Source organism: Trichlorobacter sp., from assembly GCF_030247655.1.
Taxonomy (GTDB): domain Bacteria; phylum Desulfobacterota; class Desulfuromonadia; order Geobacterales; family Pseudopelobacteraceae; genus Trichlorobacter.
The window spans coordinates 1-14,646 of sequence record NZ_JAOTRZ010000061.1; the positions used below are offsets into that span (position 1 = coordinate 1).

The following is a 14,646-nucleotide window of genomic DNA, read 5'->3' on the forward strand; positions in this document are numbered from 1 at the left end:
TGCGGGTGACAAAGGCGGAAAAGGCGCCGACGTTTTTTGAGATGGACATCTCATTGTCGTTCAGCACTACAATCAGGTTTTTCTTCAGATGTCCGGCCTGGTTCAAACCTTCAAAGGCGATGCCGCCGGTCAGGGAACCATCACCAATGACAGCAATCACATTGTTTTTCTTGTGATCAAGATTGTCGGCAACCGCCATGCCCAGGGCAGCGGAGATGGAGGTGGAGGCGTGTCCCACCCCAAAGGCATCGTGTTCTGATTCACAGCGTTTGGGGAAACCGGATATTCCTTTGTACTGACGTTGGGTAGCAAAACGATCCCGGCGGCCGGTCAACAGCTTGTGGGTATAGGCCTGATGGCCAACGTCCCAGACGATCTTGTCCTGGGGGGTGGTAAAGCAGTAGTGCAGGGCCAGTGACAGCTCAACGGCACCAAGGTTTGATCCCAGATGTCCACCGGTTTCAGAAACGGTAGAGAGCAGGAAGGTGCGGATCTCTTCAGCCAGTTCAGGGAGTTGTTCAGGCTTCAGCTGCTTCAGGTCAGCAGTGTTCTGTATGGTTTCAAGTAACATAGCGTTTTCCTTATGCAGAGGCATAACCATTGGAACGGAACCAGTCAACAGCCCGTTTAAGCGCCTCTTCTACCGGAGTCTGGGGAAGCCCCAGTTCGTGTACTGCTTTTGACGCATCAAAAAACATGAACTTCTTTGCCATCTTTACACCGGCCAGCGGAATCAGCGGTTCTTTGCCGGTCAGCCGTGATAACGCCTCGTTTGCATAGGCAGCCAGCAGAATCGGTGTGTAGGGCAGCCGTACTTTGGGGGCGGCAAGACCGGTCAGCTGCTCAAGCATGCCAAATATATCCCGCAGGGTAAGATCCTGGTTGCCCAGGATATACTTCTGTCCGATCCTGCCTTTTTCCGCTGCCAGAATATGGCCCCGGGCACAGTCTTCAACCGCAATCAGATTCAGGCCGGTATCAAGGTAGGCCGGCATCTTGCGATTCAGAAAATCCACAATAATCTTACCGGTAGGGGTCGGCTTGATATCAAACGGACCAACCGGGGTGGAAGGGTTGACTATAATCAGGCCAAGACCCTTGTCAACGAATTTCTCCGCTTCCCGCTCTGCCAGAAACTTGCTCTTCTTGTAGTCGCCCACCATGTCGCTCAGGCTGACCGGGGCTTCTTCTGTACCTGGCCTGCCATCGCCAGGATTGCCCAGGGTGCCGACGCTGCTGGTGTAGACCACCCGCTTGACACCGGCCTCAAGTGCCGCCTGCAGCAGGGAGCGTGTGCCATCCACATTGGCGTGGTACATGGCCTGTGGTTCCGGGCACCAGAGTCGGTAGTCGGCAGCCGCATGAAAGACCCAATCACAATCTGTCATACCCTGGACAAGCTGCGGCAGGTAGTGCAGATCACCCCGCAGGATAGTGACGTCAAGCCCATGAAGATTGGCGGTGTCAGAGCCATTTCTGACCAGTACGGTAACTGTGTGGCCATCTTTTAGCAGTTCACGCACTATGCTGGCACCGATAAAACCGGTGGCGCCGGTAACAAAGGTCTTCATGGTCTGTTCATTTCTCCAGAATGGGAAAAGCCCCGGCTTGCAACAGCGGGGCTTCCCGTGTTTCGTTTTAGTGCCCGTCTCTACAGGCTATGCGTGCGCTCCCGCGGTCAGGCGGCGATACCTGCCCAAAGCTGTCAGCGGGAAGCAGTTGCGATAAATGTGGTACTTGATCATGAAGTACTTGGGGAATCCGGTGCCGGTAAAGGCATCTTCATTCCAGGTGCCGTCCATATTCTGGGTTGCCAGCAGGTACTGAACGCCCCGCTCAACCGCCTGGCATCCAGCTTCACCGGCAGCCATCAGTGCCATCATCGCCCATGATGTCTGGGAAGCGGTACTGGGACCACAACCCATCAGAGTGCGATCACAGTAGGATTCGCAGACTTCTCCCCAACCACCATCAAGGTTCTGACGAGATTTGATCCAGTTGACCGCCTTCTTGATGTAGGGGCTGTTCATATCTTCTTTGATCGCTTCAAGGCCGGATAGTACTGACCAGGTGCCATACAGGTAGTTGACACCCCAGCGACCGAACCAGGGGCCTTCCGGCTCCTGCTCGTTTTTGATAAATTCCAGTGCACTGACCGCTTGTGGGTAGTCCTTGGAATAACCAAAGTTGCCCATCAGTTCCAGCATCCTGCCGGTTAGGTCAGAGGTGGGGGGATCAATCAGTGCCTCTAGATCGGCAAAGGGAATCTTGTTCAGCATATGCTTGGTGTTGTCTTTATCAAAGGCGGCCCAGCCACCGTTCTCGCTCTGCATCCCCAGACACCAGGCAATGCCGCGCCGGATAGCATCATCTTTGGCCTTGCTGTTCTTGACCTTGATGTCCTTGATGGCCAGCATGACAAAGCCGGAGTCATCCACATCCGGGTACCAGTCATTTAAAAACTCAAAGGCCCAGCCACCTGGTTCAAGGTCAGGTGATTTAATTTTCCAGTCGCCTTTGATCCGTACTTCGCGGTCAAGCAGCCATTGCGATGCCTTGACCAGTGAAGGGTGATCTTCCGGCACACCAGCCTCCTGCATGGCCACCAGTACCAGAGCTGTGTCCCAGACCGGAGAAACACAGGACTGCAGCAGCAGGGTGTCTTCATCCTCAATACAGAAGTTGGCCAGCGCTTCAAGCCCTTTGGCTACAGCTGGATGATCATTGGCATAGCCCAGGCAGTGCAGGGCAAGAATAGCATTTAACATGGCCGGCTGGATGCCGCCCCAATCGCCGGTCTTTTCTTCATGCTCAAGAATCCACTGTTCAGCCATCGCGGTTGCGCGCTTTTTAAAAGGGCGGATCGGGCTGGATTCATACACCTTGAGCATATGATCCACACCGATAAAGAAGTTTTTCAGCGAGAAGATGCCGTCTTCCTTGGTGAAGGTATAGTCGGTTGGACGTGGCGGACGCACGAACAGTTCCTGTACCCTGGCATGGGGAGGCAGCTTGTAGACCGGCCGGTTGGCCATTACGACAGAGAGCGGAATGATGGTTGCCCGTGCCCAGCTGGAAAACTCGTACACGTTCAGGTAGGCCCAGTCCGGCAACAGCATCAACTCGATCGGCATGGAGGGAACCCCCAGCCAGGAAAACTCACCGAACAGTGCCAGGAAGATCTTGGTAAAGACCCGTGATTTCAGGATGCCGCCATTGGCCAGGATAAAGTCGCGGGCCTTGCGCAGGGCAATATGGTCAGCCGGATAGCCGGCCAGTTTCAGGGCAAAATAGGCTTCAATGGTGGTGGAAAGGTCGCCCGGGCCGTTGTGCCAGACTGTCCAGTAGCCTTCCTGGGTCTGCTGGCGCAACAGATAATTGGCCATCTTGCGTTCTTTTCCCTTGTCAACCATACCAAGGAAGTGGAACAGCATGATGTACTCTGCGGTGATAGTGACATTAGACTCAAGCTCTGCCCACCAGTAGCCGTCCGGCAACTGCTCCCGGAAAAAGAAGTCGCGGGTCAACTCAATCGCCTTGTCCAGGGGGTTACCTGCGCTGCCCTCCATCTTTTTCCAGATTGATGAGGGGAGCCGGTGGATTTTGGCCGGACTCTTGGGGCTACTGGGCATGCTTGTTAAATCTACGGGTGATGACTGAGTATTGTTAAATGATGTTAATGCGTGCGAAATCGGGTATTTACTTGACTTCATGGAAATAAGCCTTTTCCTGAAACCTGACGTTTATTTGTGTCTATTAGTTGCTTGATTTATGATAAATGGAGTTTTTGTAGCACAATTGTCAATAAATGTACACAATCTTTGGCTGAGGCCGGGTAGATCATGCAGGATTCTGCTGGTGCCTGACTTGCGGGGTGTGCTATATCCATTAACTTTGATGTTCTCAGTATGAAAGGATCGTATTTATTATGTTAACGGGAAAGCAAAAACGTCATCTGCGTGGTTTGGGGCATGGCCTGAAACCGGTTATTCTGATCGGGAAAAAAGAGGTTGATGAGGCCTTGATCGCTGAAACAGAAGCAGCACTGGCGTATCATGAGCTGATCAAGGTAAAGGTGCTGGAAAATTGTATGCTTGATCGTCATGAGGCAGCAGAGGCGCTGTCAGAGGCTACTGGTTCTGATGTGGCACAGGTGCTGGGTAAGACCTTTCTATTGTATCGGGCTGCGGTGAAGCCGGTTATTTCACTTCCCATCGGCCAGGAGTAGCCAGGAGCGTGGAATCAGTCTCAACCAGATATCTATTACGGGTTGACCTGACAACCGGTGTCTGTCAGCGGGAGCCGGTTGCAGCGCACCTGCTGCAGGAGTATCTGGGTGGTCGCGGCCTTGGTACTGCCTTGCTGCAGGAGTATGGCGGCCTTGATCCGTTCATCCCGGAGATGCCGCTGGTGCTGACTGTCGGCCCACTGTGCGGCACGCCGGTACCGATGTCCTCCCGTTGTGTGCTGACCGGTTGTTCTCCACTCACCACTACCATCTTCAGTAGTACCAGCGGTGGTCCTCTGGGGCCTTGTTTACTTGGGGCCGGGCTTGTGGCAGTGCTGCTGCAGGGACAGGCCGAGTTACCCTGTCTGCTTGAGATCAATCATGATGGGGATTGTCTGGTGTCTGCAGAACAGCTTTGGGGGCTTGGAAGCAGGGACGCACTGCAGCAGCTTGACTGTGTTGGCGCGGCGGCTGTTATCGGGCCTGCCGGAGAACAGCAGGTGCTGTACGCCTCTGTTGAAACAGCATTCGGCGAACCGTTCAGTCGTGGCGGGCTTGGTGCGGTGATGGGCAGTAAAAGGCTGAAAGGGATTGTGCTGAAAAACAGTCCAGTAACAGCGTCCATTGCTGATCAAGACTCTTTTGACAAGGCTTTGGAAGACCTGATGCGGCTGTTTCGTGCCTCGCCGTTTCTGCTGGGGCCATTGGGTATCCGCGAGCATGGCACGGTCGCATTGGTTGATCTCCTTAAGCAGCGCGGTATGCTGCCGGGCAGAAATTTTTATTCGTTTGAAGGGGATGAAACCCGTTGGAACGCCTATGCCCTGCAACAACAGTATCATCCTGAACCTGGTGGCTGCCATGATTGTCTGGTTGCCTGCAAGCGGATTGCATCAGACGGGACGGTGCTGCCGGATTATGACCAGCTGGCGGCCTTTGGCGGTCTGTGCGGCATAACTGATCTGGAGCAGATCGTTCAGCTGTGCAGCTGGTGCCATGATCAGGGGGTTGATCCGATTTCGTATGCTGCGGGAATGGCAGTGGTCAACAAGGAGACAAGCCTTACCGTTAAAGGGCTGGAACTGCCGCCCTATGATCCCCGTGCCTCAACCGGTCTGGCCCTGGCCTACGCCACTTCGCCCCATGGTGGCAGCCATCTGCCTGCCTGGCCGATCGCCTCGGAAATACTGCGTAAGCCTGTTCCCACTGATCGCTTCTCCTTTGATGGCAAGGCCAGAGTGATTGCCATGTTTGAGGATGCCAATGCTGCTGTGGACTGTCTGGCTCTCTGCCGTTTTGCTTCTGCTGCAGTAGAACTGGAAGAGCTGGCAGCCTTGTTGGCTGCAGTAACCGGTCAGAGCTACTGTGCTGCGGACCTGCTCAAGATCGGACGTAGAACGGTCCAGCAGGAACGGCTGTTCAATCAACAGTGCGGCTTCAGTGCTGCTGATGATACCTTGCCGCAGCGTTTCTTTACTGAATCTGCCAATGGTCTGGCACCCCTTGATCAACAACGCTTTGACCAGGAACTGGCAGCCTATGGTCGGATCAGGGCAGCACAATGCCTTTGATCGGCCAGCGCAATCAGGCGGTTGGATCCTTGGGCGAACAGACCGCAGCAGAGTACCTGGTCTCGCAGGGCTACAAAATTCTTGAACGTAACTTCAGAAGCCGTGGTGGTGAGGTTGATATTGTCGCTAAAGATCGACAGGGCTGCATCGCCTTTGTAGAGGTCAAGACCCGCCGCAGTCTGGCCTATGGCCTGCCCCAACTGGCGGTGACCCCGCGTAAACAGCATCAGATCAGCAAAGGTGCGCTTACATGGCTGTCAAAAAACAGGCTGCATGACTGTGCGGCACGGTTTGACGTGATTGCGGTTTTGTTGCAAGATGGCGCAACACCAACGGTTGAGCATATACCCAACGCCTTTGACCTTGCCTATTAGAGGAGTGTGAGATGGATTTTAGTGTTGCCCTACTGCAGATAAAACCGAAACTTGGCCGGGTGGCTGATAACCTGGCCCTGATTCAGGAACAGTTGGAACAGGCCATTGCCAAAAAGGCTGACCTGGCAGTGCTGCCGGAACTGGCCTTAACCGGCTATTTTCTGAAGGATCTGGTGCCGGAAGTTGCCTTGACCCTGGACAGCCCGGAGATTGCTGCCCTGAAGGATCTCTCCAAAAGAATCAGTATTGCGGTGGGGTTTGTGGAGGTCACTGCAGACTACCAGTTCTATAACAGTGCTGCCTGGTTTGAGGATGGTGAGCTGAAGCATCTGCACCGCAAGGTTTATCTGCCCACCTATGGCCTGTTTGATGAACAGCGTTACCTTGGTCGTGGTGATCGCTTCCGTGCCTTTGACACAAAATTCGGCCGGGTCGGTCTGCTGGTCTGCGAAGATATGTGGCATCTCTCGGCTCCCTACCTGTTGGCCATGGACGGCGCAACCACGTTGGTCTGTCTCTCCAGCAGCCCTGGTCGTGGCGTTGCTGAGGGAGAGCTGGGCACCGCAGCAGCCTGGCGTAACCTGACCACCTCAACCGCCCGTTTTATGACCTGCCGGGTGATCTATGTCAACCGGGTGGGCTATGAAGATGGTGTTGGATTCTGGGGGGGGTCGCATGTTGTGGCACCATCCGGTGAGATTGTTGCCGCTGCGCCGGAGTTTGATCCTGCAACCCTGCTGGTTGCGCTTGCCGATTCTGAACTGCGGCGGGAGCGGATCAGCTCTCCGTTGGTGCGTGACGAAAACCTCTATATCACCCTGCGTGAGTTAGCCAGGATTGATCAGGAAAGGAGCTGCTGATGTCGCGACTGACAATCAACACCCCTCTGGTACGTCGTATGCTGGTGGGGTTTCTGCAGGATGAAATCTGGAAGGTTGGCGCTAAAAAAGCGGTGCTGGGGCTTTCAGGCGGCATTGACTCAGCCCTGGTCTGTCATCTGGCTGCCGAGGCGTTGGGGCCTGAAAATGTCCATGCCATCTGTATGCCGTACAAGACCAGCAATCCTGAATCCGAGGCACATGCCCGTCTGGTTGCCGAGGCCAGTGGCGTACAGTTCAGCGTGGTGGGGATCACACCGATGGTGGATGCCTACTTTGATCAGTTCCCGGACGCAAATAACATGCGACGCGGCAACAAGATGGCCCGTGAGCGGATGACGATCCTGTTTGATCATTCTGCCCTGTACGGCGGACTGGTGTTGGGCACCAGCAACAAGACCGAGTTGCTCTTGGGCTATGGCACACTCTACGGTGACATGGCCAGCGCCCTTAACCCGATTGGTGACCTGTACAAGACCCAGGTCTGGCAGCTTTCTGAAGAGGTCGGGGTACCCAGGCCGGTGATCGAGAAAAAGCCGTCAGCTGACCTCTGGGCAGGCCAGACCGATGAAGAAGAGCTGGGCTTTACCTACCGCGAGGTGGATGAACTACTCTACCGGATGGTGGATCAACGGGCTGATACCACTGAACTGGTTGCTGCCGGATTCAAGCAGGAGTTCATCAGCAGTATCTATGGCAAGGTGCAGAACTCTCACTTCAAACGTCGTCTGCCGGTGATTGCCAAGGTGTCTGGCCGCACCATTGACCGTGATTTCCGTTACTCCCGCGATTGGGGTAAATAACAGGAGCCAACTATGCCACTGAATGTCTTTGATGCCATCAGACCCACCATCAGCACCCTCCTTGGCGGCGCTACCGTTGATCTGCGTGCCGGTGAGGATGAGACAAAGACAGGGGAGGGCAGGCTGCTACAACCGGTGGCTATTGAAGGCAAGTCATACAGTTTTTCTGCTATCAGGCAGGGGCTGCCTTTTACCAGGACCGAACTTCAGTTCTGTCGTGAGCTGTTAACCGCCTTTTCAGGTCTGTATAGCGGATTCAAGCTGGAAGGGTATGCTGCCCATTTTCGTACTGCGTTGCTGGCATCCATCATGGATATCACGGTTGCCCGGTTTCTGCGGGGCGATCGCAGCAAAGGGTTCTGGCCGATCCAGCAACTGATCCAGCTCTTGAAAAATCTCTCCTATCAGCGCTACGAAGGTAAACCGGCCACCACCGGGTTTCTGGTGCATCGGACAACAGAACCGGCTCTGCGCAAAACCATCAAGGACCGCAGCCATACCCTGATCCCACTGCAACCCCACCAGAGTGTAACCCCTACCTTTCTGGATAATCCGCTGGCCTATCGTTTTATTGACGGCAACAATCTGTTCTTTGTTGCCACGATCCAGATGCAGGTGGTTGGGGTGCTGCGGACAGCCGGTGTCTGTGGCCAGACTGATATTGAACGTCTGACCCAGCGTGAGCTGTTTTCTCTGGTCAGGCGCAGCGGCAGTGGTGCCTTTGCCATTACGGTTAATGAGGTGTCAGAGATTGAGGTGCTGATCAGCCCGGCCAAACTGTTGATCCGGCGCAAGGGGGCCTGGGTTATCTTTGACCCGGATATCTTCCGTTCCTTCCTGGCTGACAGTATTGATAACGAGGCGGTGGATGACCTGCTCTGGACCCTCTATGCGGTCTCAAAACAGCGCCACGGTACGGTTATTCTGATCCATGCCGGAACACCGCGCCACCTGGCAACCCTGAAAAAAGGCTCGGTGGGTGGTGATGATCCGATCGGCAGGCTGTTGATCAGCCAGGTCAAGGGCCAGACCATTGCCCAGCTGAAGCAATCCGGCATCCTGCTGCGGATTCTTTCTTCAGATGGTTTGACGGTGCTGGACAGCAAGGGCAAGTTGTTGGAAACCGGTTTTATCATTGATACCTCCCATGCCCGCGAGATGGTCACCGGCGGTGGACGGACTACCGCCGCCATTGCCGCCTCCTTTTTTGGCAAGGTGATCAAGGTCTCACAGGACGGGCCGATTGAGCTGTATCAGGATGGCAAACTGATCTATCGGTTTGGGTAAAAGTTTGAAACACAGAGCAACAGAGCAACAGAGGTAACCTTATAAAAATTTCAATGTTTTTAAAGTATAATTTTGATTTTGTTTTTTCTCTATTGCTCAGTTGCTCTGTGTTTCCTGATTTGTTTTTGCTGGGTAAGGAGATGTTGTATGGATGTTATTGACGATGGCCGCTGTTTCATCTGCGGAAAAGATAACCCGATTGGTCTGAAGGCCCAATTTATCATAGATCCTGAAAAACGGCGCGCTGAAACCACGGTGCAGATCCCTGAACATTTTCAAGGTTGGCAGGGGATTACCCATGGCGGGATCATCTCTGCCTTGCTGGATGAGATTTGTGCCCAGGCCTGTATGGGTAGCGGCATGCAGGTGGTCACCAGTGAGCTCAAGTTGCGTTACCGTGCGCCGGTTCCCACCGGCTCAACCATTACCGTAATTGGGGAGGTGGTTGGTGAGCGTCGCCGTCTGGTGGATGCCAAAGGCCGGGCAGAGCTTGATGGTCAGGTGGTGGCTGAGGTAGAGGTGGTTATGTTTCGCCTGGGGTGATGAAGAAGTCATCGTCTGACAGCTCCAGCTCTAACACGTTAAGAATATGTTCTGCCAGTTCATTGGGGGCGAATTTGGCAACAAAGTCGTCAGCCCCTGCCTCTTCCGCCTTCAGCCGGTTGGTGGGGTTACTCATGGAGCTGTGCAGTATGATCTTTGTCTTTTCATAGGATGGCATGCTCCGCAGACTCCGGGTAAAGGTAAAACCATCCATCCCCGGCATCTCAATATCAGAAATAATCAGATCAAAGGGAGGTTCTCCCTGCTTGTCCCGTTCCTCAAGCCAGGCCAATGCCTGCACTGCAGATGATTGCGAACTGTGCGTCGTACCCAGATGGTTCAGGGTCTGCTGCATCATGGCCAGGGCGGTCCGGGAATCATCCACCAGCAAAATCCGGTAGTTCTTTAGCGCAGCACCACGGCTGGCAAGCTCATCGGTCACTTCCGATGTATACCCGACCACATCTGCAAGAATCCCCTCTATATCCAGCAGCAGAATGGTTTCGCCAGTGTCACTGTAGGCAATGGCCACCAGCGAACGGGCCTGAATGCCGTCCGGTTTGTGAATCTCATCCCAGCCGCGGGTAATCAAGGTCTCCGGCGAAGCAACAATAAAGGCGTTTAACTGTTGGCTGTATTCGCAGATAATCAGGTAGGCCAGTTGCCGGTCAAACGGGACCGGTTCCATGCCAAGCGCTTCAGAGAGATCAATGGCAACAATCGGTTTACCCCTGAAGTCAACCGCGCCTTTAACCGCCTGATTGGCGTGGGGCATCCGGTCAAACCGGTTTGGACTTTCCAGGATTTCAATGATTTTAAAAACGTTGATGCCGTAGAGCTGGCCATCACTCAAGCGAAAGGTCAGCATCTCCATCTGGTTTGAGCGGGAAAGGCTGGTACGTTTCAGGGCCTCATCAAGAGATGTTGTTATCGCCATACTAGACTCCTTAGCATACGGGGTGGGTGGTGTTGCCAATGAGGAGACCATGCTCCAGACCATCTATCTGTACCATAACTTCATGATTCAGCAACTGTGCTGATCCTGGGTAGCAGACTTCCAGGTAGTTGCGGGAAAGTCCGGTTACCTGGCCGGTAACCGGGTTGTGACGCTGTCCCAGTACCTGTAACGGTACGCCGATAAAACGCTGCTGGAATGCTGCCCGCTTTTCAGCCGCGAGGATGCGTAGCTGTTCTGCCCGTTCTTTGATGATGCCTGGCTTGAGGTGCCCCGGCATATCCGCTGCCTTGGTGCCGGGACGGATAGAGTAGGGGAAGACATGCAGATCAGTCAGGGGTAACGATACCACAAAGGCGCAGGTCTCGCTAAACTCCTGCTCTGTTTCTCCGGGGAAACCGGCAATCAGGTCTGCAGCAAAAAAGGCATCGGGCAGCAGCTGGGCAGCAGTCGTTATCCGGTTGTAATAGAAGCTGGTATCATAGCCGCGTCCCATCCGTTGCAGCACACTGTCTGAGCCGCTTTGCAGCGGTATATGCAGGTGGTGGCAGAGTCGTGATGAATATCTGAACAGGGACAGCAGGTCGTCTGTCAGCTCATTGGGTTCAATGGAGCCAAGGCGCAGGCGGGGAATTGTGTTTTGGTCTTCCAGAAGCTGTACTAACTCAGTCAGGTTGCTACAGGGGGATAGATCAAGCCCATAGGCTCCCATATGGATGCCGGTTAAAACCACCTCCTGATACCCGGAGGCAACCAGTCTGCGCACCGCTTCTGCCACTTCTTGGGGGGGGACGGACCGGCTCGGTCCCCGGGCTATCGGTACAATGCAGTAGCTGCAGCCTGTTTCGCAGCCATTCTGGATCTGCAGAAAGGCGCGGGTATGCTCGCTAAAGCTGGTCAGGCGCAGCGGTCCGCTTGTCTTCAGGCAGGTCAGGTCGGTAACTCTATGTTCACCTTGCTCCAGGTGCAGCACAAGATCACGTTTTTCTTCATTACCCAGCACCTGATCCAGCTCAGGCAGTGCTTGAAGATCTGATGGCGCTACCTGGGCATAGCAACCAGTGGCAACCACCCTGGCGTGTGGGTTGGCTCGCCGGGCCCGGCGGATCAGACGCCGTGATTCAGCATCACTGCGGGCAGTGACGGTGCAACTGTTGATCAGGTACAGGTCAGCCTCTGCAGTAAACGACACCAGTTGCCAGCCATCAGCCTGCATCTGTTCAACCATATCAGCTGTTTCAAACTGGTTTACCTTGCAGCCCAGAGTCGTTACGGCAAATCGCTTCGTATGCAATGATTCAGTTCCTGTCATGATGCTATCGGATTCAGCTCCACCCGGCTGGCAGGGGCAGTTTGCTGTTTAGGCGGTTTCGGGACGTTATCCTGTTTCTGGAAGATCCGCTGCGATTCCAGCTTGCCCTTGGTGATCAGGTGGTTTTTGACCGCAGCAGCCCGTTGTGCAGCCAGTTGCTGCAGGTCCTGATCAGTTACTTTGGTGTTGGCAATGATCAGCTTCTTCATTTCCGCATCAGGCAGATCTTTGATCATGCCGATCAGGTTGCGCGGTTTTGGGAACTTTTCTTTCAGGTAGACCGCCTTGAGATAACGTGAATATTCGGCTGGCTGGATGATCATCTTCTCAGCATCTTCACCTTCTTTGGCCTGATGGCTTTTGGCCAGTTCAAGATACTTTTCTTGCCGCATTTTCTGCAGTAGCAGTTCAGCCCGATACCCTTCAGGATCACGCTGTTTGTCAACAAAACCGGATAGCTCAACCTTTAGGCCGGGTCGCTGGCTAAGCGCTGTGGCAAGGGTCTCCAGCTTCTTTTCCTCTGCAGGTGCCAGAACAGCTGAACCAGGAGCAAAGGTCACGCTGCTCAGGTCTTCACTGGAACCCATCATGGATGACAGCAGGGCAAAGGGAGAGGTGGCTGCCTTGATAAACAGGTTGGCCACCACCTGCCAGACCACACCCCAGATGCTGAATTTGGGGTCGTCAGTCCTGCCGCTAACCGGCAGGTCCAGGTTTATCTGGCCATTACGGTCCTTTAGTAAGGCGATACCGAGACGAACCGGCAGTTTAGTCGCCTTGTCGCTGTCAACAGACTTGCCAAAGGTAAACTGATCAACAAACACCTTATTGGAAGCTTCCAGTTTCTTGTTCTCAATATGGTACTTCAGATCAAGGAACAGCTTTCCCTTGTCAATCTCATAGCCCAGATAGGTGCCGGAGTACGGGGTGGCAGGCGACAGCTCAATATCCTTAAACGAGATGGTCAGATCCACAAACAGATCGTCACGCAACGGGTTGATTTTTCCGGTAATCTGAAGCGGTGAATGGCTCTCCAGATTGCCGCGCAGGTCAACCTCGGCGCGGGTGTTCATGTCAGACGACAGACCGCTGACCCGGCCACCCAGGTTATGGAAGGTGCTGCGGAACTGCTGGGGCAGGTGGGCATCACTGAAGGCGATGGTGCCGTCCTGCACCGTCAGGGTATCAACTTTTATCTGCGCCTTCTGAGATGATTGCGGGGGCGCAGTCGCAGTCGTTGGTACAGATGTAACCGCAGCCTGTGTAGCCGTACCTGTAACTGGCTGCTGTTTCTGCTGTTGTTCTTTGGTTACCAGATTTTGCAGATTCAGCGTGCCATCTTTACGGACAGCAATCTTTGAATAGACACCATTCAGTGCAATCTGGCGGATGGCCAACGAGAATGGCGCCAGATTCCCGTTAATCTGGTCAAGCTGCAGGCTTTCCCATTTCAGCAGATCTTCTTCCTGTACCGTGTCAACCGTGTGGAAACCACGTACCCCGACACTGCCGCTGAAACTACCAACCGTTTTGTTATCCTTGTCCAGTGCGACATTCACCTTCATGCTGCTATCCAGCGTGCCACCCAGTACAAAGACGTTGACGTTCTCTGGGATGTAGCTTTCAAAATCCTGGATCGGCAGTTTAGCAAAGCTGGTGGTGCCGTTGAACTTGAACGGTAACGGGGTAACGGTGCCTGCAACCTTGATCGGGGCATCTTTGCCAAAGACACTGCTGAACTGTAGCGGCATGGCTGAAAAGGTCGGCCCGGTCAGGTTGCCGGTGCTCAGGCGGATGTTTGAGAGGGTAAAAACCGGTGGCTCACTGAACTGTTTATCAGCAAAGCTGGTGGAAAGCCCGGTAATGTTGATTTTTTTGACCTGCCAGGCAAACGACTTTTGATCGGTCTTGGCTGCTGCCTTGATAACCGTTGTTTCAGGCTTAACCGGTTTGACGTTACTTGTTGTTGGTTGTTTCAGGAGTGAAAGCGCAGATAGTTTACCATCAGCTTCGCGGGATAGCTTTATTTTACCGCCTGCCAGTTTTATCTCGTCAACTGCGGCTCGATTTTCTTTCTTGTTAAAAGATATGTCGGTCAGATCAAGGCTGGCAAGTCGGGTGCTGTCTTTGTCACCATACTCTGCAGTGATATCCTTCAGATGCACAGCCAGATCCTGAACCGATGCTCCATTCTCTGAGCTAAAAGCTGCCTTGCCTTCCAGTGACAGGCTGCCTTTTACCGGAGAGGTCAACAGGTTTTGCAGGTAGGGCCAGCCCCGCTGCAACGTGATGCCGCTTAGATTAAACTGGCTGGTTACGCTGACAGGTGAGAGCGTAGCAGTACCCGAGGCAGTAAACTTTTCAGCACTGTCCCCATTAAAAGAAATGTCATAGGTGCTTTGGGCATTGGTAATGGTGGAGAGATTGCTGAGCTTGACAGTGATCGCCTGCAGCTGGCTTTTGAATCCGCCAGCCGGCTGTTTGTCATGAAATGAAACCGTTCCGTCTGTCAGTGCCAGATTCTCTACCATCAGCTGCAGGGGATTGGAGTCTTCCTTTTTTGTCGGCTTTTTAACAGTCTTCTTGGGCGCTGCAGGTTCTGCTGGCAGCAAGCGCTGGAAATTCAGTTTGCCTGTACTGTCACGCTCAACCTCCAGCGCCAGGCCATCAAGGACCACCTGTTGCAGCACCACCT

General features: G+C 53.9%; 13 protein-coding genes. 7 read left to right on the top strand and 6 right to left on the bottom strand.

Annotated features, from left to right (window positions below):
• The 3 genes from OEL57_RS07405 to shc all read right to left on the bottom strand — a co-directional run.
• Positions 1-571 (bottom strand): 1-deoxy-D-xylulose-5-phosphate synthase N-terminal domain-containing protein (locus tag OEL57_RS07405; RefSeq protein ID WP_300739134.1); only part of this gene is annotated, 571 nt, incomplete at its 3' end.
• A gap of 10 nt (positions 572-581) precedes the next feature.
• On the bottom strand, positions 582-1,571 hold the full coding sequence (gene hpnA, locus OEL57_RS07410; protein ID WP_300739136.1) for a hopanoid-associated sugar epimerase: 990 nt from the start codon (positions 1,569-1,571) through the stop codon (positions 582-584).
• Positions 1,572-1,658: 87 nt separating this feature from the next.
• Positions 1,659-3,713: a squalene--hopene cyclase gene (shc, locus tag OEL57_RS07415; protein WP_300739138.1), complete on the bottom strand. Its 2,055-nt coding sequence runs from the start codon at positions 3,711-3,713 to the stop codon at positions 1,659-1,661.
• A 215-nt stretch (positions 3,714-3,928) separates the two neighbouring features.
• Between shc and yhbY the strand changes: the two genes are divergently transcribed.
• The 7 genes from yhbY to OEL57_RS07450 all read left to right on the top strand — a co-directional run bounded on the left by yhbY (position 3,929) and on the right by OEL57_RS07450 (position 9,684).
• The gene (gene yhbY / locus OEL57_RS07420) at positions 3,929-4,228 is read left to right on the top strand and encodes a ribosome assembly RNA-binding protein YhbY (RefSeq protein ID WP_300739141.1); all 300 of its coding nucleotides are present in this window, start codon (positions 3,929-3,931) and stop codon (positions 4,226-4,228) included.
• A gap of 8 nt (positions 4,229-4,236) precedes the next feature.
• Positions 4,237-5,799 (top strand): aldehyde ferredoxin oxidoreductase C-terminal domain-containing protein, encoded by a 1,563-nt coding sequence (locus OEL57_RS16910; protein ID WP_300739143.1) that lies wholly within the window; start codon positions 4,237-4,239, stop codon positions 5,797-5,799.
• Positions 5,799-6,173, top strand: a complete 375-nt coding sequence (locus OEL57_RS07430; protein ID WP_414718506.1) for a YraN family protein — start codon at positions 5,799-5,801, stop codon at positions 6,171-6,173. The genes OEL57_RS16910 and OEL57_RS07430 overlap by 1 nt, the downstream gene beginning before the upstream one ends.
• Positions 6,174-6,184: 11 nt before the next feature.
• On the top strand, positions 6,185-7,033 hold the full coding sequence (locus OEL57_RS07435; RefSeq protein WP_300739150.1) for a nitrilase-related carbon-nitrogen hydrolase: 849 nt from the start codon (positions 6,185-6,187) through the stop codon (positions 7,031-7,033).
• Positions 7,033-7,854 carry an NAD+ synthase gene (locus OEL57_RS07440; RefSeq protein WP_300739153.1) on the top strand — a complete coding sequence of 274 codons (822 nt, stop codon included), beginning with the start codon at positions 7,033-7,035 and terminating at the stop codon, positions 7,852-7,854. Before OEL57_RS07435 ends, OEL57_RS07440 begins: the two co-directional genes overlap by 1 nt.
• A 12-nt stretch (positions 7,855-7,866) precedes the next feature.
• Positions 7,867-9,141 (top strand): diadenylate cyclase, encoded by a 1,275-nt coding sequence (locus OEL57_RS07445; protein ID WP_300739156.1) that lies wholly within the window; start codon positions 7,867-7,869, stop codon positions 9,139-9,141.
• 147 nt (positions 9,142-9,288) lie between these two features.
• A complete protein-coding gene (locus OEL57_RS07450; RefSeq protein ID WP_300739159.1) occupies positions 9,289-9,684 on the top strand; it encodes a PaaI family thioesterase in 396 nt (131 codons plus the stop codon).
• Here the strand turns inward: OEL57_RS07450 and OEL57_RS07455 are convergent.
• From OEL57_RS07455 to OEL57_RS07465, 3 genes are all read right to left on the bottom strand, one after another.
• Positions 9,665-10,621, bottom strand: a complete 957-nt coding sequence (locus tag OEL57_RS07455; protein ID WP_300739162.1) for a chemotaxis protein CheV — start codon at positions 10,619-10,621, stop codon at positions 9,665-9,667. The two genes, OEL57_RS07450 and OEL57_RS07455, sit on opposite strands and share 20 nt — an antisense overlap.
• 10 nt (positions 10,622-10,631) lie before the next feature.
• Positions 10,632-11,933: a tRNA (N(6)-L-threonylcarbamoyladenosine(37)-C(2))-methylthiotransferase MtaB gene (gene mtaB, locus OEL57_RS07460; protein WP_300739165.1), complete on the bottom strand. Its 1,302-nt coding sequence runs from the start codon at positions 11,931-11,933 to the stop codon at positions 10,632-10,634.
• 14 nt (positions 11,934-11,947) lie between these two features.
• On the bottom strand, positions 11,948-14,646 hold a 2,699-nt coding region (locus tag OEL57_RS07465), incomplete at its 5' end, for a DUF748 domain-containing protein (protein ID WP_300739168.1).